This is a genomic window from Pseudomonas sp. AK-TSAG1-1 (assembly GCF_056821665.1).
Window position 1 is genome coordinate 3908546 of sequence record NZ_CM165965.1, and the last position, 23754, is coordinate 3932299.

The 23754-nt window shown below is 60.9% G+C and carries 25 protein-coding genes; 15 read left to right on the forward strand and 10 right to left on the reverse strand.

Annotation, left to right across the window (positions count from 1 at the left end; genetic code table 11):
- Positions 1 to 19: 19 nt before the first annotated feature.
- Positions 20 to 1276, reverse strand: coding sequence for an Nramp family divalent metal transporter (locus AC1UK9_RS17305; RefSeq protein ID WP_482580486.1), 1257 nt, complete (start codon positions 1274 to 1276; stop codon positions 20 to 22).
- 142 nt (positions 1277 to 1418) lie between these two features.
- Entirely contained in the window at positions 1419 to 1952 is a 534-nt protein-coding gene (locus AC1UK9_RS17310; RefSeq protein WP_482578107.1) for a chalcone isomerase family protein, read from the reverse strand.
- A 147-nt stretch (positions 1953 to 2099) separates the two neighbouring features.
- Between AC1UK9_RS17310 and AC1UK9_RS17315 the strand changes: the two genes are divergently transcribed.
- Positions 2100 to 2894 carry a hypothetical protein gene (locus AC1UK9_RS17315; RefSeq protein ID WP_025111269.1) on the forward strand — a complete coding sequence of 265 codons (795 nt, stop codon included), beginning with the start codon at positions 2100 to 2102 and terminating at the stop codon, positions 2892 to 2894.
- A 75-nt stretch (positions 2895 to 2969) separates the two neighbouring features.
- Entirely contained in the window at positions 2970 to 3536 is a 567-nt protein-coding gene (locus AC1UK9_RS17320) for a DcrB/PsbP domain-containing protein (protein ID WP_482578108.1), read from the forward strand.
- A gap of 3 nt (positions 3537 to 3539) precedes the next feature.
- Here the strand turns inward: AC1UK9_RS17320 and AC1UK9_RS17325 are convergent, their stop codons facing one another.
- The 4 genes from AC1UK9_RS17325 to AC1UK9_RS17340 form a co-directional block, all read right to left on the reverse strand.
- Positions 3540 to 4256 carry an alpha/beta hydrolase gene (locus AC1UK9_RS17325; RefSeq protein WP_482578109.1) on the reverse strand — a complete coding sequence of 239 codons (717 nt, stop codon included), beginning with the start codon at positions 4254 to 4256 and terminating at the stop codon, positions 3540 to 3542.
- Between the two features lie 160 nt (positions 4257 to 4416).
- Positions 4417 to 5529, reverse strand: coding sequence for a succinylglutamate desuccinylase/aspartoacylase family protein (locus AC1UK9_RS17330; protein WP_482578110.1), 1113 nt, complete (start codon positions 5527 to 5529; stop codon positions 4417 to 4419).
- A 197-nt stretch (positions 5530 to 5726) separates the two neighbouring features.
- Positions 5727 to 6506, reverse strand: coding sequence for an ABC transporter substrate-binding protein (locus AC1UK9_RS17335; protein ID WP_025111265.1), 780 nt, complete (start codon positions 6504 to 6506; stop codon positions 5727 to 5729).
- Positions 6507 to 6751: 245 nt separating this feature from the next.
- Entirely contained in the window at positions 6752 to 7180 is a 429-nt protein-coding gene (locus AC1UK9_RS17340) for a rhodanese-like domain-containing protein (RefSeq protein ID WP_473012947.1), read from the reverse strand.
- Positions 7181 to 7282: 102 nt separating this feature from the next.
- Here AC1UK9_RS17340 and ftrA point away from each other — a divergent pair, with 102 nt between their 5' ends.
- A complete protein-coding gene (ftrA, locus tag AC1UK9_RS17345) occupies positions 7283 to 8257 on the forward strand; it encodes a transcriptional regulator FtrA (protein WP_482578111.1) in 975 nt (324 codons plus the stop codon).
- A gap of 106 nt (positions 8258 to 8363) precedes the next feature.
- Here the strand turns inward: ftrA and cobF are convergent, their stop codons facing one another.
- Positions 8364 to 9119, reverse strand: a complete 756-nt coding sequence (cobF, locus tag AC1UK9_RS17350; protein ID WP_025111262.1) for a precorrin-6A synthase (deacetylating) — start codon at positions 9117 to 9119, stop codon at positions 8364 to 8366.
- On the reverse strand, positions 9119 to 9709 hold the full coding sequence (locus tag AC1UK9_RS17355; RefSeq protein ID WP_482580487.1) for a histidine phosphatase family protein: 591 nt from the start codon (positions 9707 to 9709) through the stop codon (positions 9119 to 9121). Before AC1UK9_RS17355 ends, cobF begins: the two co-directional genes overlap by 1 nt.
- Positions 9710 to 10019: 310 nt before the next feature.
- On the opposite strand from AC1UK9_RS17355, the gene AC1UK9_RS17360 reads away from it, so the two are divergent.
- From AC1UK9_RS17360 to AC1UK9_RS17415, 12 genes are all read left to right on the forward strand, one after another.
- Positions 10020 to 10874, forward strand: coding sequence for a MurR/RpiR family transcriptional regulator (locus AC1UK9_RS17360; protein ID WP_025111260.1), 855 nt, complete (start codon positions 10020 to 10022; stop codon positions 10872 to 10874).
- Positions 10875 to 10876: 2 nt separating this feature from the next.
- Complete coding sequence (locus tag AC1UK9_RS17365; RefSeq protein ID WP_482578112.1) at positions 10877 to 11521, forward strand: cysteine hydrolase family protein; 645 nt, start codon at positions 10877 to 10879, stop codon at positions 11519 to 11521.
- Positions 11518 to 12849: a type I glutamate--ammonia ligase gene (locus tag AC1UK9_RS17370; RefSeq protein WP_482578113.1), complete on the forward strand. Its 1332-nt coding sequence runs from the start codon at positions 11518 to 11520 to the stop codon at positions 12847 to 12849. The genes AC1UK9_RS17365 and AC1UK9_RS17370 overlap by 4 nt, the downstream gene beginning before the upstream one ends.
- Positions 12833 to 13585, forward strand: coding sequence for an N-formylglutamate amidohydrolase (locus AC1UK9_RS17375; protein WP_482578114.1), 753 nt, complete (start codon positions 12833 to 12835; stop codon positions 13583 to 13585). Before AC1UK9_RS17370 ends, AC1UK9_RS17375 begins: the two co-directional genes overlap by 17 nt.
- Before the next feature lie 88 nt (positions 13586 to 13673).
- Entirely contained in the window at positions 13674 to 15023 is a 1350-nt protein-coding gene (locus AC1UK9_RS17380) for an APC family permease (protein ID WP_025111256.1), read from the forward strand.
- Positions 15024 to 15142: 119 nt separating this feature from the next.
- A complete protein-coding gene (locus tag AC1UK9_RS17385) occupies positions 15143 to 16159 on the forward strand; it encodes an arginine N-succinyltransferase (RefSeq protein WP_482578115.1) in 1017 nt (338 codons plus the stop codon).
- A 61-nt stretch (positions 16160 to 16220) separates the two neighbouring features.
- On the forward strand, positions 16221 to 17255 hold the full coding sequence (gene astA / locus AC1UK9_RS17390) for an arginine N-succinyltransferase (RefSeq protein WP_025111254.1): 1035 nt from the start codon (positions 16221 to 16223) through the stop codon (positions 17253 to 17255).
- A 121-nt stretch (positions 17256 to 17376) separates the two neighbouring features.
- On the forward strand, positions 17377 to 18246 hold the full coding sequence (locus tag AC1UK9_RS17395) for an isocitrate lyase/PEP mutase family protein (RefSeq protein WP_025111253.1): 870 nt from the start codon (positions 17377 to 17379) through the stop codon (positions 18244 to 18246).
- Between the two features lie 282 nt (positions 18247 to 18528).
- Positions 18529 to 18708 carry a hypothetical protein gene (locus AC1UK9_RS17400; protein WP_025111252.1) on the forward strand — a complete coding sequence of 60 codons (180 nt, stop codon included), beginning with the start codon at positions 18529 to 18531 and terminating at the stop codon, positions 18706 to 18708.
- Positions 18709 to 18857: 149 nt separating this feature from the next.
- Complete coding sequence (locus AC1UK9_RS17405) at positions 18858 to 19631, forward strand: hypothetical protein (protein WP_482578116.1); 774 nt, start codon at positions 18858 to 18860, stop codon at positions 19629 to 19631.
- The gene (locus AC1UK9_RS17410; protein WP_482578117.1) at positions 19628 to 20308 is read left to right on the forward strand and encodes a transposase; all 681 of its coding nucleotides are present in this window, start codon (positions 19628 to 19630) and stop codon (positions 20306 to 20308) included. Before AC1UK9_RS17405 ends, AC1UK9_RS17410 begins: the two co-directional genes overlap by 4 nt.
- Complete coding sequence (locus tag AC1UK9_RS17415; RefSeq protein WP_473012956.1) at positions 20305 to 20481, forward strand: hypothetical protein; 177 nt, start codon at positions 20305 to 20307, stop codon at positions 20479 to 20481. The genes AC1UK9_RS17410 and AC1UK9_RS17415 overlap by 4 nt, the downstream gene beginning before the upstream one ends.
- Positions 20482 to 20680: 199 nt before the next feature.
- Here the strand turns inward: AC1UK9_RS17415 and AC1UK9_RS17420 are convergent, their stop codons facing one another.
- Both AC1UK9_RS17420 and AC1UK9_RS17425 read right to left on the reverse strand, forming a co-directional pair.
- Entirely contained in the window at positions 20681 to 21916 is a 1236-nt protein-coding gene (locus AC1UK9_RS17420; RefSeq protein ID WP_482578118.1) for a M20/M25/M40 family metallo-hydrolase, read from the reverse strand.
- A gap of 209 nt (positions 21917 to 22125) precedes the next feature.
- On the reverse strand, positions 22126 to 23199 hold the full coding sequence (locus AC1UK9_RS17425) for a diguanylate cyclase (RefSeq protein WP_473012958.1): 1074 nt from the start codon (positions 23197 to 23199) through the stop codon (positions 22126 to 22128).
- Positions 23200 to 23754 lie beyond the last annotated feature (555 nt).

The following is a 23754-nucleotide window of genomic DNA, read 5'->3' on the forward strand; positions in this document are numbered from 1 at the left end:
TACGCCACAAAACCCTCAGTCACACCGCCATCTGCAGAATCAACCAGGCATTCGCCCCACTGATCACCGCGAACAAGCCCCACGCCAGCACCCGGGTCGGCAGCCGGTTCACAAACGGCCCCATCAGCTGTTGGTCACTGGTCATGCGGATCAACGGGTACAGCGCAAACGGCAATTGCAGACTCAACACCACCTGGCTCAACACCAGCAGCTTGCCCACCGCGTTGTCACCCATCAGCCACACGCCGATGAACGCCGGAATCAGCGCCAGCCCGCGAGTGATCAAGCGCCGCTGCCAGCAGGGAATCCGCAGGTTCAGATAGCCTTCCATGATCACCTGCCCGGCGATGGTCCCGGTGAAGGTCGAGCTCTGCCCCGAGGCCAGTAACGCCACCCCGAACAGCACACTCGCCAGCGCACCGCCCACCAGCGGGTCGAGCAGGTGATAGGCGTCCTGAATGTCGACCACGTCGGTATGCCCGGACTGATGGAACGCCGCAGCCGCCAGAATCAGAATCGCCGCGTTGACCAGCAGCGCCAGTGCCAGCGAAGCGATGGTGTCGATGCGCGCCAGGTTCACCGCGTCCTGCTTGCTCGCCAGGTCCGTGCCGATCATCCGGGTCTGCACGATCGAGGTATGCAGGTAGAGGTTATGCGGCATCACCGTCGCCCCGAGAATGCCAATCGCCAGGTACAACGGTGCGGCATCGCTGAGCGCCGAGAGCGACGGCTTGAACCCGGCGAATACGTCCGGCCAGTAGGGTTTGATCAGTACCAGTTCGACGAAGAAACACACGCCGATGGTCGCCACCAGCACCAGCATGATCGCTTCCAGTCGGCGGAAGCCACGGTTTTGCAAGGCCAGTACCAGCAACGTGTCGAAGGCGGTCAGGGCAATGCCGAAGGTCAGTGAGCAGCCGAGCAACAGGTGAAACGCCAGTGCGCAACCGAGCACTTCGGCCAGGTCGGTGGCGATGATCGAGATTTCCGCCAGCACCCATTGCAGGCGCGCGGTTGGCGTGCTGTAGCGCTCGCGGGACAGCTGCGCCAGATCGCGTCCGGTGGCGATACCCAGACGCGAGCACAGGCACTGCACGACCATGCCCGCCAGGCTCGCCAGCAACACCACAAACAGCAGGCTGTAACCAAAGCGCGAACCGGCTTCGATGGCGGTCGCCCAGTTGCCCGGGTCCATGTAGCCGATCGACACCAGCAGTCCGGGACCGGCAAAGCGCAATGCGCGCTTGAAAAACGAAGCGCGGGGATCGACTTCCACACTGCCGGCGACTTCGGGCGGGCAGAACGGCGCGGTGGCGATTTTGGGCAAGCTGAATTTCACGCACACATCCAGAAACAAGTTCGAAAGGTGCAGCTTAGACGTTTCAGCCGACGCCTTGAAGGCTGCAATCCGCTGAACGTTATCGATTCATGCCCAACAGTTGCTCGCGTAACTCGGGATTGCGCGTGCGCGGATCGAGCCAGATGTTGAAAAACGCCCGGGCAAACTGCGGATCATCGATTTCATGCTGCAACTGCTGCCCGACAAAAAACCGTGCGCCCTGCCCCGGCAGGTACACACCAGTAATCCGGGTACCGGCCTGCACGTCGACAAACGACTGTTGCATCTGCGCTTGCCACACGGCCAGTTGCGCCGGGCTGACATTTGCACCGCCCAGGCGTTTGATTTCATCGACGCTGGCTTGCACCAGATCATCGCGCGAGACATGCCGCCGATAGATCAGCTCAAGGGCAAACGGCTGCTCGGTCGACAACGGCCGCGCAGCGCTCCACATCCGGGCGTTGTACACGTCGAAACCGAACACACTGAAATCTCCGCTGCCAATGACCTGCGCGCCCGGCACGGCGTCCTGCCAATTGGCCCAGGTCGGGGTCAGCAACAAGGCCCACAAACCGATGCCACAGCAACCACGCAACACCTTCGTTCTGTTCATTGCGGCATCGACTCCGGTAAATCCTGATACTCAGAGCATAGCCGGCGATCGACCCCGGCATGTTGTATACAATTTTTGTAGAGCAATGCAGCAATCGGCGAGTGGCAATGCTAACGTGGCCCTCTCTCACCCGACGGAGCCTCCCGCGTGCTGATTCTCAAACTGCTGCTGATCCCCGGTTTTCTGCTGCTGATTTCCCTCGCCGGCAAGCGTTGGGGGCCGAGCGTGGCCGGGTGGTTGTCGGGGTTGCCGGTGGTGGTCGGGCCGATTCTGTTTTTCCTCGCCATTGAACAGGGGCCGCAGTTTGCCGCGCAATCGGCGGTGGCAGCGCTGTCGGCGATGTTTGCCATGATCGCGTTCTGCATCACCTATGCGCAGGTCGCGCAGCGAGCGAACTGGCCGTGGGCGCTGACGGTTTCCCTGTCGGTGTGGACGCTGCTGGCGTTGGTGTTGTCGCTGATTCCACCGTCGCTGACGTTTTCGGTTGCGGCAGCGGCGACGGCCCTGCTGGCGGCGCCGTACCTGTTCCCCCACGTGCAACCGGTGCTGAACGGCCCGGCACCGAAGTCGGACAAACTGATCTGGCGGATGCTTGCCGGGGCGGCGCTGACGCTGCTGGTAACGATGCTCGCCAGCACCGTGGGCGAACGCTGGAGCGGCTTGCTCGCGGTGTTCCCGGTGCTCGGCAGCGTGATGGCGGTATTCTCGCAACAGACCCGTGGCCCGGCGTTTACCGCTGCATTGCTGCGGGCGACGGCGATCGGCATGTACTCGTTTTCGGCGTTTTGCCTGGTGTCAGCGCTGACCCTGCCAACCCTCGGCCTCGGCGGCTTCATCGCCGGTGTCGCGGTGTCGGTGGCGATGCTCGGCGTCACCCGCAAACTGCTGGCCCGACCGGCCCCGGCGAAGAAGCGCAACCCCGAGGCTGACGCAAACGCCTGACAAACCGCGCTGGAATGCCATGCATGCTCCGTGGGATCATCGCCGACCTGGCGCGACCATCCCTCGGAGATTCACATGTCATTGCTCAGCAAGAAAGCCGTCGTCCTGTTGCTGGCGGCGGTCGCCGGCCTCGGCGCCATCAATGCCCAAGCGGCCAAGGCCAAGGAAAAAGCCCCGACCAACAGTGTGTCGATGCTCGACGGCAAGTTCACTTTCGTCCTGCCCAAAGGCTTCACCGCCGACCCGCTGCCCGCCGGCCCGACCGGTGCCAATGGCACGATGTACACCAATCAGGCGACCAAGACCGTGGTCATCGCGGCGCAAAACCAGATCGCCGGTGGCGCCAGCGTCAAGGACAACGACAATGAATTTCTCGACGGCAGCCTGGCGAGTTTCATCGATGACCAGCGCAAGGCTTTGCCGGACTTCAACAAGCTCAGCGAAAAGAGTCTGACCCAGAAAAGCAGCGGCCTCGGTGTGCGGCAGGTCGACAGCACCGCCACTCAGGGTGGCGGTCAGACCCTCAACACCACCCTGCTCGCCGCATCCGGCAAGCGCATGGCGCTGGTCCAGGTGATTTCCCGCGCCAGCGACAAGAGCGGTCACGATGCGTTGGTGAAGGCCATCCTCAAGGACAAGTGATCCTCAAGGATTGAGCCGCTGCAGCCAGACGTTCAAGTCCCGCAGTTCGGCCGCACTGATGCTGTGGCCGACGCCGGGATAGGCGTGAAACTCGGGGGTGTAGGCGAGTTTTTGCAGCAGCGCATTGGCCTCGGTGCCGTCACGGTACGGCACCCGATCATCGGCGGTGCCGTGGCCGATGAAGATGTGCAGCGGCAACGGTGGCTGCTCGGCCGCAAGCTCGGTTTTCAACACCGGCAACAACCGTCCGCTCAACGCCGCGATGCCGCCGACCGCCACGGGCGGACGCAAGCCCACCTCGTACGTCATCATCGCGCCCTGGCTGAAGCCGATCAGGTACACCTTGTCCGGGCTGGCGTGATATTTCTTCGCCGCCTGCGCGACAAATTCCCGCAGCTTCTGGCCGCTGGCCTGCAAATCATCGGTCTCACCGTTGTAGGCGCCTTCGCCTTTCTTGCGAAACCACTGGAAACGCCCTTCGCCCAATGCCAGCGGCGCCTGCACCGACAGGTAGTTGTACTGCGCCGGGAGCTGAAACTTCATGCCGATCAGATCGGCTTCGTTACTGCCGTAACCGTGCAGAAAAATCACCAGCGGCCGGGTGTCCGCGTCGGGGTGAACCTGTTCGATGTACTTCAGTGGCAGGTCGCTTTGCAGCGTGGTTTGCGCATGGACGGCGCTGGACGCCAGCAGGGTTAACAGGGCAAACGCCTTCAACATAAAGACTTCCTTCACGAAGTGTCGGGTTCGGGGGCAGCCTAACATTCTGCAGTCAGGATCCAAATGTTGAAGGTGTTGCCGATGGCCCCTTCGCGAGCAGGCTCGCTCCCACAGGAGAACGCATTCCAAAGTGCGAGCGAAGGGGCTCGCTGCAGATCTATCAGTCGTTGATCAGCTTGCCCGCCCGAATCGGTTCGCGCCCCGCCACCTTGGCCTGCCAGATCCCCGGCTGGGTATACCGTCCGCGATCAATCGCAAACAACACCCCGCTGGTGCCGGCGCACACGGTGCTGAGGCGGTCATTCAGTGGGTCCACCACTTCGAACAGCGCATCACCCTTCTCGACCCATTCACCGGCATTGCGCAGGAAGCTGACCACGCCATGGTGTGGGGCGAACAGGTATTGGGTGCCTTCGAATGGCATGCCTTCGCAACATTCTTGCGGCGCCGCCGGCCATTCGCCGCTGATGAATCCCTGTTCGGCGAGAAAGCCGAGAATCGCTGCGCAGTTGGCCTGGGCCTGATCGACCCGGGTGTCGCCCATGCTGCCCAGTTCCAGAGTGGTGGCAAGGTTGGCCGGGGGAATCGCTGCGTGCGGGAACGCTTGCGCCAGTCGCAACCACGGCGACGAGCACGACTCGTCGAACGAACTGCCGCCAGAGTCTTCGCACAGCAGCGCCACCCCGGCCTTCAGTCGAGCCGCCAGCGATTGCCAACGCGGCCAGTGTTGCGGCAGCGCGTAGAGGTGGATCGCCGCATCGAAATCGCAATGCAGATCGAGGGTGATATCGGCATCACAGGCGTGGCGCAGCAGCAATCGGTGCAGCGCTTCAAGTTGCGAAGCCGGCGCTGGCAGCTCATCGAGCACCTGGCCCATGGTCTGGCGGACCAGCGCAATGTTGGCCTCGGCATCGCTGCCCAGCCGCGTGCCGATCCGCGCTGCGACCGGTGCGCTGAGTTCGACGAATGCGCGGTTGAAATTCTTGCCGCTGCCCAGTTCGAAGCGGCCCATGTGGCTGCCTTGCAGGTGCTGATCGAGGCCGATCGGGTTGGCCACCGGCACCAGCTCGATCACCCCTAGCAGGCGGCCTTGCTGTTCCAGTTCGGCAAGGCGTTGTTTGAGTTCCCACGCAGTGCGCATGCCCGGCAGCTCGTCGGCGTGCAGGCTGGCCTGGATGTACACCTTGCGGCTGCCCGCGCCGTAACGAAATACGCTGAGGGAGCGTTCGCTGCCCAGGTGGCTCCAGGGCAGAACATGGTCGATGCGTTGCATGAGAAAACTCCTGAATGGCTGGATCACGCAGACCCTTGTAGGAGTGAGCCTGCTCGCGATAGCGGTGCGTCAGGCACTAAGCGGCTGAATGTTAAACCGCTATCGCGAGCAGGCTCACTCCTACAAGGCTCTCATTTGAATCAGGGCACAAAAAAAGTGGCCACCGCTTGCACGGGACCACTTTTTTCTACGGCGTATTAATGGCCGTACACGTCAAAGTCGAAGTACTTGTCCTGGACTTTCTTGTACTCGCCGTTGGCGCGGATTTCGGTGATGGCCTTGTTGAATTTCTCGGCCAGCGCGGTATCGCCCTTGCGCACTGCAATGCCGGCACCGCCGCCGAAATACTTGGCGTCTTCGTAGGTCGGGCCGACGAATTCGAAGCCTTTGCCTGCGTCGGTTTTCAGGAAGCCGTCGCTCAGGTTGACCGAGTCGGCCAGCATCGCGTCCAGACGACCGGATTTCATGTCCAGGTTGGCTTCCTGTTGCGAGCCATAACGCACCACTTCAAACCCGGCGTCCTTGGCCATGTCGGTGGCGTAGCGGTCGTGGGTGCTGGCGCGCAGCACGCCGACTTTCTTGCCCTTGAGCTCGGTCAACGGGTCTTTGACACCGGAGCCTTCCTTCATTACGAAGCGCGCCGGGGTGTGATAGTACTTGATGGTGAAATCGACGTTCTTCTTGCGGTCGTCAGTGATGGTCATCGAGGACAGGATCGCGTCGATCTTCTTCACTTTCAGTGCCGGGATCAGGCCATCGAATTCCTGCTCGACCCACACGCATTTGACGTCCATCTGCTTGCACAGCGCATCACCGATGTCGACGTCGAACCCGCCAAGTTTGCCGTCAGCGGTTTTCATCGAGAATGGCGGGTAAGCGGCTTCAATCCCGAGGCGGATCGGCTTGGCGTCTTCGGCCACAGCAGTCAGGGACAACATCGACAGTGCCAGGGCACCGAACATCACTAGCTTCTTCATTTATTACTCCTGTGTGCGGAGGCTTTTATTGGCAGCTTTCGATTGGCGTTCGGTCATGGCCATTTAGCGGCAAAAACCGAAGTGGCCGGCAGTCTATGGCGCCGCGCACAGGGTAAATTGTTTTTAAGCGACAAATACTTACAGAAAATCGGCGCAGGCGTTGACCGGGATCAACGGTGCGCCGACATGGTGCAAAGGCTGTAGGACAAACTCTGATTTCGCTCAGGAAATGGCTGAAAATTGCGTCAGCATTCGCACCCAATCGGCGCTCTGGCGATCTGTTCGACACTCAGGCTGAAGCCCTCGTCCAGCCATCCGGTCACACCGCCGATCATCTCCTTGACCGGGTAACCCAACGCTGCCAGTTTCACCGCGGCCTTGTTGGCGCCGTTGCAATGCGGGCCGGCGCAATAGACCACGAACAGTGTGCTTGTCGCGTAGTCCGCCAGGCCTTCGGCTGTCAGCGAGCGGGTCGGAATATTGATGGCGCCCGGCACATGACCGCGCTCGTACGCCTGCGGACCGCGCACATCGACCAGCACAAAATCGACCTCCCCCGCCTCCTGGCTGCTGAAGACGTCGGAACAATCGGTTTCAAAGGTCAGACGGTTACTGAAGTGCATCAAGGCGATCGCCGACGGCGCGGCAGGAATTTCGCGAACCAGGCTGCTCATGCTGTGTGGCTCCTGTATCTGTTGGGGTGTGAACAGACTTTATCGGGCCGGCACTTGACGCTACAGTGGCGCGCAAGACACTCACCGGGAATTTTCCGCCAAATGCCTGACTCACCTGGATTGGTCGCAATTCTGGCCTACGACGGCCTCTGTACCTTCGAGTTCGGGATTGCCGTGGAGATCTTCGGCCTGACTCGGCCGGAGTTCGACTTCCCGTGGTACGAGCACCGCATCGTTGCCGTCGACCAAGGGCCGATGCGCGCCATGGGCGGGATCCACGTACTGGCCGATGGTGGCCTGGACCTGCTGGCGCAGGCGCGCACCATCATCATTCCCGGTTGGCGTGACCGCGAGGCCCCGGTGCCATCGGCTCTGCTTGAAGCCTTGCGCCAGGCCCACGCCCAGGGTGCGCGGCTGCTATCGATCTGCTCCGGGGTGTTTGTGCTGGCTGCCAGCGGCTTGCTCGACGGCCACAGCGCAACCACCCACTGGCGCTACAGCGATGAGCTGGCGCGGCGCTTTCCGGCGATTACGGTCGATCCGGAGGTGCTCTACGTCGACGCCGGCCAGTTGATCACCTCGGCGGGCAGCGCCGCCGGGATCGATGCGTGCCTGCATCTGGTGGCGCGGGACTTCGGCACTCAGGTCGCCAATTCGGTCGCGCGGCGGCTGGTGATGTCGCCGCAACGCACCGGCGGCCAGGCGCAGTTCATCCCCACGCCCGTCAGCCCGACACCGCGCAATGACCTGTCGCGGGTGATGCAGTGGGCCCGCGAGCGTCTGCACCAACCACTGGAAGTGCGCGATCTGGCCAGCGAAGCGGCGATGAGCGAGCGCACGTTTCTGCGGCGGTTCAGCGAAGCCAGCGGGCAATCGCCCAAGGCCTGGTTGCAGCACGAACGCCTGGCGCGGGCGCGGGAGCTGCTGGAGAGCACCGCGCACAACACCGAGCAGATCGCCCAGCGCTGTGGTTACCGCTCGGTGGAAAGTTTTCGCGTGGCATTTCGCAGTGTGGTCGGGGTGCCGCCGTCGGTGTATCGGGAGCGGTTTGGGCGTGGGGTCAAAGCGGTTTCCTGAGGTGACTGATAGACCGCTTTCGCGAGCAGGCTCGCTCCCACATTTGAAACGCGCCCCCTGTGGGAGCGAGCCTGCTCGCGAAGGGGCCAGCCCAGACAACAACAATCTAAGGCTTGCGCAACAGATAGGTATCCATGATCCACCCATGCTTAGCCCGCGCCGCCTGGCGCATACGCTCGATCAGATCCGCCACATCCTTGAGCTTACCGCTGATCAGAATCTCATCCGGCGTGCCGAGGTAAGCGCCCCAGTAAATCTCGGTCTGCTGATCCGCCACGCTGTGGTAAGCGTCCTCGGCATCGAGCATCACCACCAGACTGTCGGTGTCACTCACTTGCCCCGCCGCCAGGCGCCGGCCGGTGGTGATTTCGATCGGCCGGCCAATGGTGTTCAGCGGCACCTTGTGTTGCGCGGCCAGAGCCTGAACGCTGCTAATGCCTGGGATCACTTCAAACTCGAAAACACAGCGGCCTGACGCCAGAATCGCCCGCAGAATGCGAATCGTGCTGTCGTACAGCGCCGGGTCACCCCACACGAGGAAACCGCCGCACTGCTCGTCAGCCAATTCTTCATTGATCAACCGCTCGAAGGTTTGCTGTTTGGCGCGGTTCAGATCATCGACCGCACGGGTGTAGTCCACGTCGCCGCGTTCACGTTCCGGGCTTTGCGCTTCGACGAATCGATAAGCCGGATCGGTGATGTAGCGTTCACAAATGTCCCGGCGCAGCTCGATCAGTTTGTTTTTGCTCTGGCCTTTATCCATCAAAAAGAACACGTCCACCCGGTTGAGCGCCTTCACCGCCTGCAGGGTGATGTAGTCGGGGTTGCCGGCGCCGATGCCGATGACCAGCAGTCGTTTCATCACTGTGCTCCCGCAAGTTCGATACCGGGTAAGCGTAGCCGCCAGATCCCGTTGAATCGCAGTTGGACCACTGACAGCGGTTCAACATCAATCGCGTTGAACGCTGCGCCTTGCACCACCTGCATTAATGCGGCGCGCACCACGAACGGATGAGTGATGGCGACGACATGCCCCGGCGCACCTTGCAGGCTGATCAGCCACGCCGCCACGCGTTCGCCCAATTGCATCACCGACTCACCGCCGTGGGGTGCTGCCTGCGGATCGCTGATCCACGCTTGCAAGGCTTCGGCCTCACTCAGTTGCAGATCCTTGATCGCTTGCCCGTGCCAGCGCCCCCAGTCGCAATCACGCAGCGCATCGTCCACTTGCGGCGTTGCACCGAATCCCTCGGCGGTCTGCCGCGTGCGCAATTCCGGCCCGCACAGCAAACGCGTGGCGCTACCAAACTGTTTTGCCAGCGCACCGAGCGCCAGTGGCTGATTTTCAACAGGCTCGTTCGTAGGAAAACGCGACAATTTCTGTGCGACGGTTCGAGCGTGGCAAATCAAAGTCAAACGGGTGGATTGCACAGGGTTGCACTCGCTGAACATCAGTTGAATTGGCGGCAAACCGCCGGTCTTGCGGCAATTGTGCCGCAAACCGGGCGGTTCGGGGGATCTCGCAAACTGGTCGCCCGGCCTGATGAGCGTGCAAAAACGGCAATGTCTTACACATCAATGGGCAATGGACTACAAGGGTCGACGACATCGGTGTAGCCCTTGTGACACAGGCCTCTCACGTTATTTAAACGCTGAATCGCTACCGCTAAAAATTCACTAGACATGTAACCTGAGTTACATAAATACTGTTTTAACGGATTGTGAAACGAATTCAACACCCCTTCATCCAGCAGGAGCCCGGATGCCCCCTCTTAGAGACTTGATCACCGATCCCGGCCTGGAGCTGACGCCGTCGGAGCGCAAAGTGATTCGCGCCCTGCTCGACCAGTATCCACGCAACGGCCTCGGTCCGATGGCGCGCCTGGCCGAACACGCCGGCGTCAGCGATCCGACCATTGTGCGACTGGTGAAGAAGCTCGGATTCGGCGGTTATGCCGAATTTCAGGACGCCTTGCTCAGCGACATGGACCACCGCCTGCGTTCGCCAAGCACCCTGTTGCAACCGCGCTCGCACCTGAACAAGGACGATGCCTGGGGCCATTATCTGGCCGACAGCCAGCGGTTGCTGGTGGAAACCCAGGCCCTGACCCAGCCTGAAGACGTGCGCATTCTGCTCGACTGGCTGCTCGATACGCGGCACCAGATCTACTGCTTCGGCGGGCGTTTCAGCAGCCTGATGGCCAACTACCTGCTCAATCACTTGCGTCTGCTGCGCCCCGGCTGCTTTGCCCTGGAAGACAACGCGCAACTGCCTGACCGCTTGTTCGACCTGCAACGTCAGGACGTGGTGCTGTTGTTCGACTATCGCCGCTACCAGACCCAGGCTCTGCGCGTGGCCAGCGCCGCAAAAAGCCGCAATGCCCGGGTGGTGTTGTTCACCGACATCTATGCATCACCGCTGCGCGAACTCGCCGACCTGATCATCAGCGCCCCGGTCGAATCGGCCTCGCCGTTCGACACCATGGTGCCGGCACTGGCCCAGGTCGAGGCGCTGATTGCCAGCCTGACCCTGCGCAGCCCCGATCTGGCCGATCGCCTGGAAGGCATCGACGCGATGCGCAACGAGTTCAACACCCACCTGCTGGAGGATAAATAAGGATGTTCAGCCTTCCCCACCGCTCGCCGCGGGACTTGCCGTTTGTCACCGATCACACCTCATTGTTACTGGTGGACATGCAGCGCGCCTGGCTAGAACCGCAGTACGACCCGCACCTGAACGGGCCGGACGCCGAATATTTCCTGACCCGCACCCACATGCAGGTGGTGCCCAACCAGCGCCGGTTGCTCAGCGCCTTTCGCGAAGCGCGGCAGAACGTGCTGCACACCATTATCGAAAGCCTGACCGCCGATGGCCGCGACCGCTCGCTGGACCACAAGCTGTCGGACATGCACCTGCCCAAGGGCAGTGAGCAGGCGCGAATCATCGACGACCTGACCCCGGTGGAAAACGAGATCGTGTTGCCGAAAACCTCGTCCGGGGTGTTCAACTCGACCAACATCGATTACGTGCTGCGCAACCTCGAGACCCGTCACCTGATCATCGCCGGCATCGTTACTGACCAGTGCGTCGACATGGCGGTGCGCGACGCCGCCGACCGTGGTTATCTGGTGACGCTGGTCGAAGACGCCTGCGCCACCTACACCCCGGCGCGGCATGACGCCTGCCTGAATGCGATCAAGGGTTACTGCTGGATCACCGACACGCAAACCGTGCTCGGCCGGTTGCAGGAGCTGCGACCATGAGCGAGCGCCTGACGCCGTTGCCGATGACCACCATCGTCACCACCGACCTGATCGGCATTACCCGTGGCCGTTCGTTCCCCACTGACGAGCTGGAGCACTATCAAGCCGCCGGTTGCGGCTGGGTGCCAGCCAACAGCGCACTGACGCCGCAGGACATCATCGCCCAGGCCAACCCGTGGGGCGCTTATGGCGACTTGCGGCTGATTCCGGACCTGGCCAGTCGCGTCACCGTCGGCAGCGGGCCAGACGCCGCGGCGCCGGCGCTGGACTTCATCCATGGCGACATCCGCGAGACCGATGGACGCCCATGGAGCGCCTGCCCACGCACATTGTTGCGCGATGAAATCGAGCGCTATCGCGACGAACTCGGCTTGCAGGTCAACGCGGCGTTCGAACACGAATTCAACCTGCATGCCGGTTTCGCTGAACACCAGGCGTTCTCCCTCGAAGCCCAGCGTCAGGGCGCCGAATTCGGCGGCTGGCTGCTCAGTGCCCTGCGCGCCGGCGGCGTTGAACCGGAAATGTTCCTGCCCGAATACGGCAAACATCAATACGAAATCACCTGCCGCCCGACTCGCGGTGTGGCAGCGGCGGACCGCGCGGTGAATGTGCGCGAGATCACCCGCGAAATCGCCCGGCAAATGGGCGTCGACGTCAGTTTCGCACCGAAAACCAAGGCCGACGCGGTGTGCAACGGCGTGCACCTGCACGTCAGCCTGCTCGATCTGCAAGGCCTGCCGATGCTGTACGACGCCGGCACCAGCAACGGTTTGTCGACCCTCGGCCAACATTGGGCTGCCGGGATCCTGCATTACCTGCCAGCGCTGTGTGCGTTCACCGCGCCGACGCCGGTGTCGTATGAGCGTTTGCAACCGCATCACTGGAGCGCGTCCTACGCGTGCCTGGGGCAGCAAAACCGTGAAGCGGCGCTGCGCATCTGCCCGACCGTGAGCCTGGGCGGCAAATCCGTGGCGGCGCAGTACAACCTGGAATTTCGCGCCATGGACGCCACCGCCTCGCCGCACCTGGCGATGGGCGCGCTGCTGATTGCCGGACGGCTGGGCATCGAACAGCGTCTGGCACTGAACGCGATCACTGATGAGATTCCCGATTCACTCAACGACGAGCAACGCAAGGCCCGGGGCATTGTTGCCCTGCCCGCCTCACTGGCCCAGGCGCTGGATTGCCTGCGTGACAGTGCAGCCTTCAACCAATGGCTGCCCAAGCCGTTGCTCGACACCTACCACGCCCTTAAAACCGAGGAACTGGCGCTGACGGAACAGCTCTCGCCCGCTGACCTGTGTGAGCACTATGCACGCCTGTACTGAATCCGCCGAGCTGGGGTTGTACACCCGCCCGGTCTACAACCTGAGCCGCGAAGATTCTTCGCATCCGTTGATCCTGGTGTGTGAGCACGCCAGCCGCTACATCCCCGAAGCCCTGAGCAATCTGGGCCTGGACGATGCAGCCGCCCGCGAGCACATCGCCTGGGACATCGGTGCACTGCAACTGGCAGAAGCGCTGTCGGAAAAACTCGGCGCGACGTTGTTGAGCGCCAACTATTCACGGCTGCTGATCGACCTCAATCGGCCCCGGCATGCCCCTGACAGCATTCCGGCGCAGAGCGAGATCTATCAGGTGCCCGGCAACCGCGATCTGGATGAAGCCACTCGCGAATACCGGCGCCAGCAGCTGTTCAAACCGTTTCACGCCCGGCTGCAGACCCTGATCGACGAGCGCGTCGCGCAGGGCCAGCCGGTGCGGGTGGTAGGAATTCACAGTTTCACCCCGGTGTATTACGGCCAGCCGCGCCCGCTGGAAATCGGTGTGCTGTTCGGTCAGGCCAGCGCCTATGCGCAACGGCTGATCGACGGCCTCGGCCAGCACCCGCTGAAAGTTGCGGGCAACCAGCCGTACCGGATTGATCCGTTGGGCGACATGACGGTACCGGTGCACGGCGATGCACGAGGGCTGGAGTCGGTGCTGATCGAGGTGCGCAACGACCTGCTGCGCGGCCCCGAAGCCGTGTCACTGTGGGCCGAGCGCCTGGCGCCGTGGCTGTAACGAATGCTGTAAAAACCGCTGATGCTGTAAACGATGGACCGATATAACAACTAAAAACGCTGGATAGGCTGACAAGGAGTTGCGCTTCATGGAAATAGAAGAGTTCGGCTACAAACAGGAGTTGAAACGTAGCCTGACACTGACCGACCTGGTGGTGTACGGGATGATTTTCATGATCCCCATCGCCCCCTTCGGCGTGTATGGCTACGTCAATGCCGAGGCGCCCGGGATGGTGCCGCTGGCCTACATCATCGGCATGGTGGCAATGCTGTTCACCGCGCTGAGCTACGGCAGCATGGCGCGGGCGTTTCCGATTGCAGGTTCGGTATATTCCTACGCGCAACGCGGCCTCAATCAACACGTCGGTTTCATCGCCGGCTGGCTGATGCTGCTCGACTATCTGCTGATTCCACCGCTGCTGTACGTCTATGCGGCGATGGCCCTGAACCATCTGTACCCGGACATTCCGAAAGTCGGCTTCATCCTGGCGTTCCTGGTCAGCGCCACCTTCGTCAACCTGCGCGGCATCACTTTCACCGCACGGATGAACATCATCTTCCTGCTGGCACAGCTGGTGGTGCTGGGGATTTTCCTGTTCTACGCCTGGAACGCCCTGCACAACGGTGGTGGCAACGGCGAGCTGACCCTGGCGCCGTTGTATCACGCGGAAACCTTCAACTTCGCCCTGCTGATGCAAGCGGTGTCGATTGCAGTGCTGTCGTTCCTCGGCTTCGATGCGATCTCGACCCTCGCCGAAGAAATCAAAGGCGACCCGGGCAAAAGCGTCGGCAAAGCGGCGCTGATCACCTTGGTGGTGATGGGCGCGATTTTCGTCGTACAGACCTGGATCGCCACCGATCTGGCTGCCGGCATGGGTTTCAAGTCCGCCGACACCGCGTTCTATGAAATTGCCGAAATCGCTGCCGGCAGCTGGCTGGCGACGCTGACCGGCGTGGCGACCGCACTCGCCTGGGGCGTCGCGGTGGCGATCACCTCGCAAGCCGCCGTGTCGCGCCTGCTGTTCGGCATGGCCCGCGACGGCAAGTTGCCGAAAGTGCTGGCCAAGGTGCACCCGAAACACAACACCCCGTACCTGAGCATTTATCTGGTGGCGGTGCTGTCGCTGGTGATCTGCTACCTGTTCATCAATTCGGTCGACACCCTGACCTCGCTGGTCAACTTCGGTGCCCTTAGCGGTTTCATGCTGCTGCACCTGACGGTAATCAACTACTACTGGCGTCGGCAGAAGTCGGGTCAGGTCGTACGCCATCTGATCTGCCCGGTGATCGGTTTCATCATCGTCGCCGCCATCATGTACAACATGGGCGTCGATGCGCAGAAGCTCGGGCTGATCTGGATCGCTTTGGGCCTGGTGTACCTTTTCTTCCTGAACAAGCTCGGCGCCAGCACCGCGCTGCCTGACCCGAGCAATGGCTGACAAGAAAAAGGGCGGCGTCTGACAACAAATCAGGCGACCGCCGCTTTAAAGCGTGGCAACCGACAGTGATAGTCAGGTTCGGTGGGGATCACCGAACCCTTTGATACAGGAGTGCATCCATGCTGGTCTTACGCCCAGTCGAGCCAACCGACCTGCCGCAATTGCAGCAACTGGCCCGCGACAGTCTGGTCGGCGTCACGTCGCTGCCGGACGACAGCGAGCGCCTGCGCGAAAAAATCGCCGGTTCCTGCGCCTCGTTCGACAGCGACGTTCAGGCGCAAGGCCCGGAGAACTACTTCTTCGTGCTGGAAGACCTCGACACTCGGCGGCTGGTCGGCTGCTCGGAGATCCTCGCCACTGCCGGTTTCAACGAGCCGTTCTACAGCCTGCGCAACCGGCACTTCACCAGTGCCTCGAGGGAATTGAACATCGAGCACGGCGTGCCGGCGCTGTCGCTGTGTCACGACCTCAACGACCACACTCTGCTTCGCGGCTTTCACATCGATAACGCGCTGGTGCGCAGCGCCTTTTCCGAATTGCTGTCGCGGGCGCGCCTGCTGTTCATCGCCGCCCATGCCCAACGTTTCTCCGATGCGGTGATCACCGAAATCGTCGGCTACAGCGACGAAAACGGCCACTCGCCGTTCTGGGACGCCCTGGGCAAGCATTTCTTTGATCTGCCCTATGTCGAGGCCGAGCGCCTGTGTGGCCTGCAAAGCCGCTCGTTTCTCGCCGAACTGATGCCGCAATACCCGATTTACGTGCCGATGCTGCCCCCGGCTGCCCAGGCGTGCATCGGCCGGATTCACCCGGACGGCCAGGAAGCCTTCGACATCCTTGAGCGTGAAGGCTTTGAAACCAACAGCTACATCGATCTGTTCGACGCCGGCCCGACCCTGTATGCGCGCACCGCGAACATCCGTTCGATTGCCCACAGTCAGACCGCCAGCGTGCGCCAGCAGCCGCGAATCGACGCCCGCGGCCGCTACCTCTTGAGTAACGACGCACTGCACGGCTTCCGGGCCATCGTCGCCGAACTGGATTGCCAGCCCGATCAACCGCTGTCCCTGACGCCGGATCTGTGTGCGGCGCTGAATGTCACCGATGGCCGCACGATCAGGCTGATCGCCCTGTGAACCACGCCCGGCTGCACACCCAACGACAGTGCCCGAACAGGCGCGTACAAGGAGTTACCGCATGATCGTCCGTCCGGTCAAAGTCAGCGACCTGCCAGCGCTGATGACCCTGGTTCGACAGGCCGGCCCCGGGTTCACCACCCTGCCGGCCAATGAAGACCGCCTCGCCCACCGGGTGCGCTGGGCCCAGCGGGCGTTCGCCGCGCAGGTGGAACGGGCCGACGCCGATTATCTGTTCGTGCTCGAAGACGACGACTTGCGCGTGGTTGGCGTCAGCGCCCTGACCGGGGCGGTGGGCCTGCGTGAGCCGTGGTACAACTACCGCGTCGGGTTGACCGTGAGTTCGGCGCCGGATCTCGGCATTTCGCGGCAGATTCCCACACTGTTCCTCAATAACGAACTGACTGGCCAGTCCGAGCTGTGTTCGCTGTTCCTGCATCCGGAGCACCGTCATGGCAGTAATGGCCGGTTGCTGTCGCTCGGACGCCTGTTGTTCGTGGCTGAGTTCCCGCAGCTGTTTGGCGAGAAAATGATCGCCGAATTGCGCGGCAATGCCGATGAACTCGGCTGTTCGCCGTTCTGGGACAGCCTGGGCCGGCACTTTTTCAAGATGGACTTCAGCCACGCCGACCACTTGTCGGGCCTGGGCAACAAATCGTTCATCGCCGAACTGATGCCGCGCCAGCCGCTGTACACCTGCCTGCTCACCGAACAGGCGCAAGCGGTCATCGGCCAACCGCACCCCAACACCGAACCGGCGCTGAAGATCCTGCGCGAAGAAGGTTTTGTGCATAAGGGCTACATCGATATCTTCGACGGCGGCCCGGTGATCGAAGCCGAGATTCCGAACATCCGTACTGTGCGCGACAGCCTCGCACTGACGTTGACCCTCGGCACACCCGACGATCAGGCGCCGCTGTGGCTGATCCACAACCGACGCCTGGAAAACTGCCGCATCACCGTGGCTCCGGGCCGTCAGGTCGGCAATACCCTGGTGGTCGACCGCCTCACCGCCAAGCGTCTGCAGCTGCAACCGGGCAATTCGGTGCGCGCGGTGCTGCTGCCCCGACAACAGCAACAGGCGGTCGCGGCCTGAATCCCCTCCTCCCTCGCAAATTCGTCATGAACCTTGACCCATCCGCGTGATAGCCTTTTCATTCTTCGGCGTTGACACCTTTGCTCAAGCCGTTCCATTCCTTTGTATTGGTGGAACTCGTATGACCAGGCTTTCCCATCAAGATTTGCGCCGTAACTTCCGTCAATTGCTGGCCTCCGACACCTGCTATCACACCGCCTCGGTGTTCGACCCGATGTCCGCGCGCATTGCCGCAGACCTCGGTTTTGAAGTGGGGATCCTCGGCGGCTCCGTGGCCTCGCTGCAGGTGCTGGGCGCCCCCGACTTCGCCCTGATCACCCTCAGCGAGTTCGCCGAACAGGCCACCCGTATCGGCCGCGTCGCCCAATTGCCGGTGATCGCCGACGCCGACCACGGCTACGGCAACGCCCTCAACGTGATGCGCACCATCGTTGAACTGGAACGCGCCGGCGTCGCCGCCCTGACCATCGAAGACACCCTGCTGCCGGCACAATTCGGGCGCAAGTCCACCGACCTGATCTCGGTTGCCGAAGGCGTCGGCAAGATCCGTGCAGCGCTGGAAGCTCGTGTCGATTCGGAAATGGCGATCATTGCCCGCACCAACGCCGGCATCCTGCCGAACCAGGAAATCATCAGCCGTACCCGGCAGTACCAGGCCGCTGGCGCCGACGGCATCTGCATGGTCGGAGTACAGGACTTCGATCAGCTGGAACAGATTGCCGAGCACCTGACCGTCCCGCTGATGCTGGTCACCTACGGTAACCCGGCCCTGCGTGACGACAAGCGTCTGGCAGAACTCGGCGTACGCGTGACCATCGACGGCCATGGCGCGTATTTCGCCGCGATCAAGGCCACCTACGACAGCCTGCGCGAACAGCGGCAGATCTTCACTCAGGCCTCGGACCTGAGCGCCACCGAGCTGACGCACACCTATACCCAGCCTGAGGAGTACATTCTCTGGGCGAAGGAATATATGAGTGTGAAAGAATAATTCCTGTTCGGAACTCGCTCTCCCTCTGGTAACTTCCAAAAGGGCCGGTAGACGCAATGTCACCGGCCAGGCTACCAGAATACTTCGGTCAATCGCCGTCGGCGCCCGCCAGGCAATACACACCTTAGAATAACTACCAATATTTAATAACAACTCCTGCGTTGATATTAAATATCGCCTCCCTATAATCGCAAACCGTTAAACAGGCAAAATGTTTAACACCCAAAAAGCAAAATCAAAAAACCAACCTATATCAAGCACAACCAGAAAATAAGGATATTTATGAACGCCGTTACTCAAAACTGGGAAAATGCACCCCTGTTACGCGCAGAAGCAAAAGTTATCAATACTCCGACCAAATCCACCCACGCTGCCAACTGCCCGGGCTGGGACGGACTGCGTTTCAATGTGGGCAACATTCACGAAATCAAGAAAATCCGCGAGCTGCCTGTCCAAGGCTAGCCCGCTTGGCGTATAGCGTCGCCGTAGACGTCAATGAGCAGAATACTCAGCCATTGACGTCTATTTACCCATAACCAAAAAGCCAGATGTTTGCGCCTGCTCAAGTAACTCTCTGCAGTTTATTTGACAGCCTATAAAAGTGATCCCCCATGATAAAAAACCTGCTCAACCCAGACTTGGCGCCTGCACAATTGATCGCCCGCATCAAGACAACAAACATGGGGGCCGAAATACATAATCTGGCAAAACAGTTAATCAACCCAACAGCCGACACTCAAGACTCGCTTCATCGCGCTGCGATCCTGAAAGCGACAAACATCCACACCGGAACACTGACTTTATATTGCAACAACGATGGAAACATCAGCCTGAAAACTCCAGATAAGGCGACGCCCCCGGAACAACTTTATTCCGTCCCCGGCAAAAGCATTTTGTTTGCAATCAACGGGGAGTCATTTCCCATTCAACTTTACCAGCTCGAAGGTGAGTGCCTGACGCTTGCAGAGCGGGTCATCGTGGATGGCAATAATCCGCTGTTCGTGGACGGCGCGAAGGTCCTGTTCGACAGCAACCCCAATGGCGACGGGCACCCGGCTTTCATTGGCAGCATCAATCTGCCTGAAAAAACTGCCGACATCGGTGTGTTTGACCCCGCATCATTGCGCAAAGTCGCCTGGTTCCCGCATGACGACAGCGCCGCACGCTTTCTGGTGAGTCTTGAGCTGCTTGAAGCCGCCCAGGACCCCGGCGCCTGCAAAGTGGCTGAAGAATTGATTTATCACTACCACCCCGCTGTCGCCTGGAAGGCTTTTCAGGTGATCAGCAGAACCGATCCGCAGGCTGCGTTGAATTGCGCACCGCTGTTGAGAAATCTGCAAAACAGCCGCCTGAACCATTTACTCGACCAGTGTGAAGCCGCATGAAACTGAATACTTTTGTCGAGCGTATGGCGACCTACGATCTGCAGCTGGACAGCGCGAAGATCATTGACGACCTGCGTCAACTGGCCAGCAACCGTACGTTGGTGAGTGACTACCTTTATACGACGATCCAGCAGGACGGTTTCAGTACCAAAAACAGACTCTACGGCGCTTATGCATTTGTTCTGCACTCCAACGATCTGTTCACCGTGCGCCTGGGTTTCTGGTCGCCTGCCACGTCACGGGATGAGCGGGAAACCTTCATCTACGACCTCAACCACAGTCATGACTTCGAGCTCTATTGCGTGGGATACAGCGGTGACGGTTACACCACCGTTTCGCGAGAGATTCTCCAGCAAACGCCACTTCAGGCAGGCGTAAAACCGAAGTTTGGCGAAGAACGAGTCCTTAAACTTATTCCGGGTGAGGTGCTGCACATGCTTCCACTAAGCGAAGTACACAAGCAGCTTCCACCTGAAACGATGTCCGCCTCGCTGAGCTTGCTTATTCATCCTCGGCAGGAGAACAAAACCGAAGAAGCCTGGTGCTTCGACGACAACCTGATACCGACTTATCCCGGTATCGCCCGGCAGGAGACAGCGCTGTTTGAAAGCCTGCTGTCCCGGCTACAACGTGAGCAGACTTCTCTGCCCACTCAATCAGAAAGGAAATCTGTATGAACAAGCCACTCGATAACTGGAACCAAACCCCACTGCTGCATGCTGGCACCAACGTCATCACCACTCCCGTGAAGACCACGGCTGCGTCTCCGTGCGCCAGCTTCATGCCGCGTTACAACGTGGGCAACATTCACGAAATCAAACAATTCTGGAACAACGCGCAACCCGCCTGATTGTTGCCGGCCTGGCGCACCATGAGTGTCAAACAGTGATGCGTCGGCCGGACTGACGCCATCGCGAGCAAGCCCTCTCCTACATTGGATCTGTGTCGAACACGTGTGTTGTGTTCACTGAAGATCCACTGTGGGAGCGGGCTTGCTCGCGAAGGCGTCAGTCGCAACACCGCCAGACCGGACGGGTTTCCACCGCCTGTCAGCGCTTGGCCAGCTCCATGATCATTCTCGACAACAGATAAATCCGCGGCGCCACGCTCGCCACTTCGGCGTATTCCTCCGGCGTGTGAATATTGCCGCCGACAATTCCGAACCCATCCAGCGTCGGCGTGCCGACTCCGGCTGACAGGCTGGCATCCGCCGCGCCACCGCTGCCCTCCTCGGTCAACTTACGGCCGATCTCGCCATAAATCCCCTGCGCCATTGCCATCAAGCGATCCGACTCTGCCGTCTGCGGCATCGGCGGCAAACCGCGTTTGAGGCTGGTGGTCACTTCGGTTTCCGCGATCAGCTTGTCCTGCGAGACGCGGGCGAGGTCTTTCTCGATCCGGTCGAACTCTTCCGGCACTGCCGCACGCACGTCAGCCTTGGCCGTGGCGTGGTCGGGAATCACGTTGGTACGATCACCGGCCTGGAGCACGGTGAAATTGATCGTGGTTTTCTTCGCCTCATCGCCGAGTTTGCCCAGTTGCAGAATCTGGTGTGCAGCTTCCATCGCCGCGTTACGCCCCAGTTCCGGCGCGACTCCGGCATGTGCCGCTTTCCCTTTGACCTCGACCAGCGCCGTCGCGCTGCCCTTGCGCCACACCACCAGGCCATCGGCCGGACGACCCGGTTCAAGGTTGAGGGTCACGTCGTGATCCTTGGCGGTTTTCTTGATCAGGTCGGTGGCGACGTCCGAGCCGGTTTCTTCGCTGGCGTCGAGCAGGAAAGTGATTTGCGCGTAGTCCTTGAAGTCGAGGTTTTTCAGAATCTTCAGCGCGTAGATCCCGGCGACGATGCCGCCCTTGTCGTCCATCACCCCTGGCCCGTAGGCGCGGCCGTCCTTGATGCGGAACGGGCGCTCGGCGGCGGAGCCTTCCTTGAACACCGTGTCCATGTGCGCCATCAGGAGGATTTTCGCCTTGCCGGTGCCCTTGAAGGTGGCCAATACGTGGTTGGATTTTTCCGGGGTATTGGGCACCAACTCGATGGTCGCGCCGAGTTTTTTCAACTCGTCGATGGCGATCTCACTGACTTGTTTCAGGCCGGGTTCGTAACCGGAACCGGAGTCGATATTGACCAAGCGTTCCAGCAGCTTCAGGGCTTCAGGCTGATACTGTTCGGCGTCGGCCAGTACTTGCTTGTGCGGTTCGGCGAGGGCGCTGGCAGCGCTGAAGGCGAGGGACAGGCCGAGGCTGGCGGCCAGCAGGGAGCGGGAAAATGAGAACGTCATGAATCGATCCTTGTTTCGCGTCGGGGGGACTAAACCGTACCTGACATCGACGCAAGGCTCTATACCGGATGCGACATCTCTGCGGCGGACACCGAACACCTGTAGGAGTGAGCCTGCTCGCGATAGCGTTATATCGGTCAACACCCGGGTTACTGATAGATTGCAATCGCGAGCAGGCTCACGCCTACAAAGGGAATTGTGGTGGGCAGTCAGACCGAATCGAGCAATTCACGCTTCGGCCGATTATCACTGTTGCAGATCACCCGATTGCGTCCGGTGGCCTTGGCCTCGTACAACGCCTGATCAGCATCGTTGAGCCACCGGGTCGCATCGCCATGGAGCGGATCATAGGCCGCCAGACCAATGCTCAGGCTGACCTTGAGTGCCGGATTCTGCTCGTAACCCAGCGTGGCGAAACGCTCGCGCAAGGCCTCCATGGCCTGCGCGGCATTGAACAGCGGCAAGTCCGGCAGGATCACGCAGAATTCGTCACCGCCGTAACGTCCGGCCACGTCGGCGGCGCGCAGGTTCTGCTTGAGGATCTTGCTCAGCTGTCGCAGCACAATGTCGCCTGCCACGTGACCGTAGGTGTCGTTGATCGACTTGAAATGATCGATGTCGATCAACGCAATCGCCGCGCCCTGATGCTGCCGGCGGCAGCGTTGAAATTCGATTTCCAGTTGATCTTTCCAGGCGCCATGATTGAGCAACCCGGTGAGGCTGTCGGTGCGGCTCAGGGCCAGCAATTCACGCTTGTGCAGCCCCAGCGTGTAGGCCTGGCGAAAGCAGATCCAGCCCAGCGCCAACGGGTACAGCATCAGCAATGGCAGGCACGCATACAGTTGCAAGGGTGAGGTTTGCGGGATGAACGCCGGGGCGAAAACCACCAGGCCGACGCCGATGCCGAGGATCTGCGCCGCCAGGCCTGCGGCGAGAAAACGCAGTCCGCCGATGGCGACGTTGTTCATCGCCATCATCGAAATGGTGGTGGCACTGGGCAGCGGATTGAAATGCATGGCGGCGACCCAGAAGCCGCCCATAAACGCGTCGACCAACAGATTGCGGTGTTCGGCGTGGTAGGGAACGCTGGAGCGACGCGCCCATTGGAACGCCAGGTGCGGCCAGATCAGGCCATTGAACAGCATCAGTGCCCAAACCCACTGCGGCGGGTCGAGCGGGTACATCGCCGCACTCACGCACAAAAGCCCCAGCACCAGCCCGAGGGTTCGCGATGTATAAAGCCTCCTGGCCAATGAAAGTCCCTTTCCCCCCTTGTTTCGCATAAGGGCCTCGACCACTCAACGGAACCTGCGCACACCGTCAGACGCGTGTGCTGGAAGTCTAACAGGCAGCCGTTAAATAGCCATCACCGGCCAGCCACCGCAACCCCGATAAATCGCACTGTGGGAGGGGGCTTGCTCCCGAAGGCGGTGGGGCAGCCAATATCATCGGTGAATGACCCACCGCTTTCGTGAGCAAGCCCACTCCCACAGGGGATTTGTGGTGTGTCAGGGTCGACTGTGTTTCGTTGCCTCGGAGCAAAGTGCAGCAACTGCCTGGAATACAGATTCCTGTGGGAGGGGGCTTGCTCCCGAAGGCGGTGGGGCAGCCAACATCATCGGTGAATGGCCCGCCGCTTTCGTGAGCAAGCCCACTCCCACATGGGGATTGTGGTGTGTCAGGGGGCGACTGTGTTTCGCTGCCTCGGAGCAAAGTGCAGCAACTGCCTGGAATACAGTTCCCTGTGGGAGGGGGCTTGCTCCCGAAGGCGGTGGGGCAGCCAGCATCATTGTTGAATGGCCCGCCGCTTTCGTGAGCAAGCCCACTCCCACAATGCA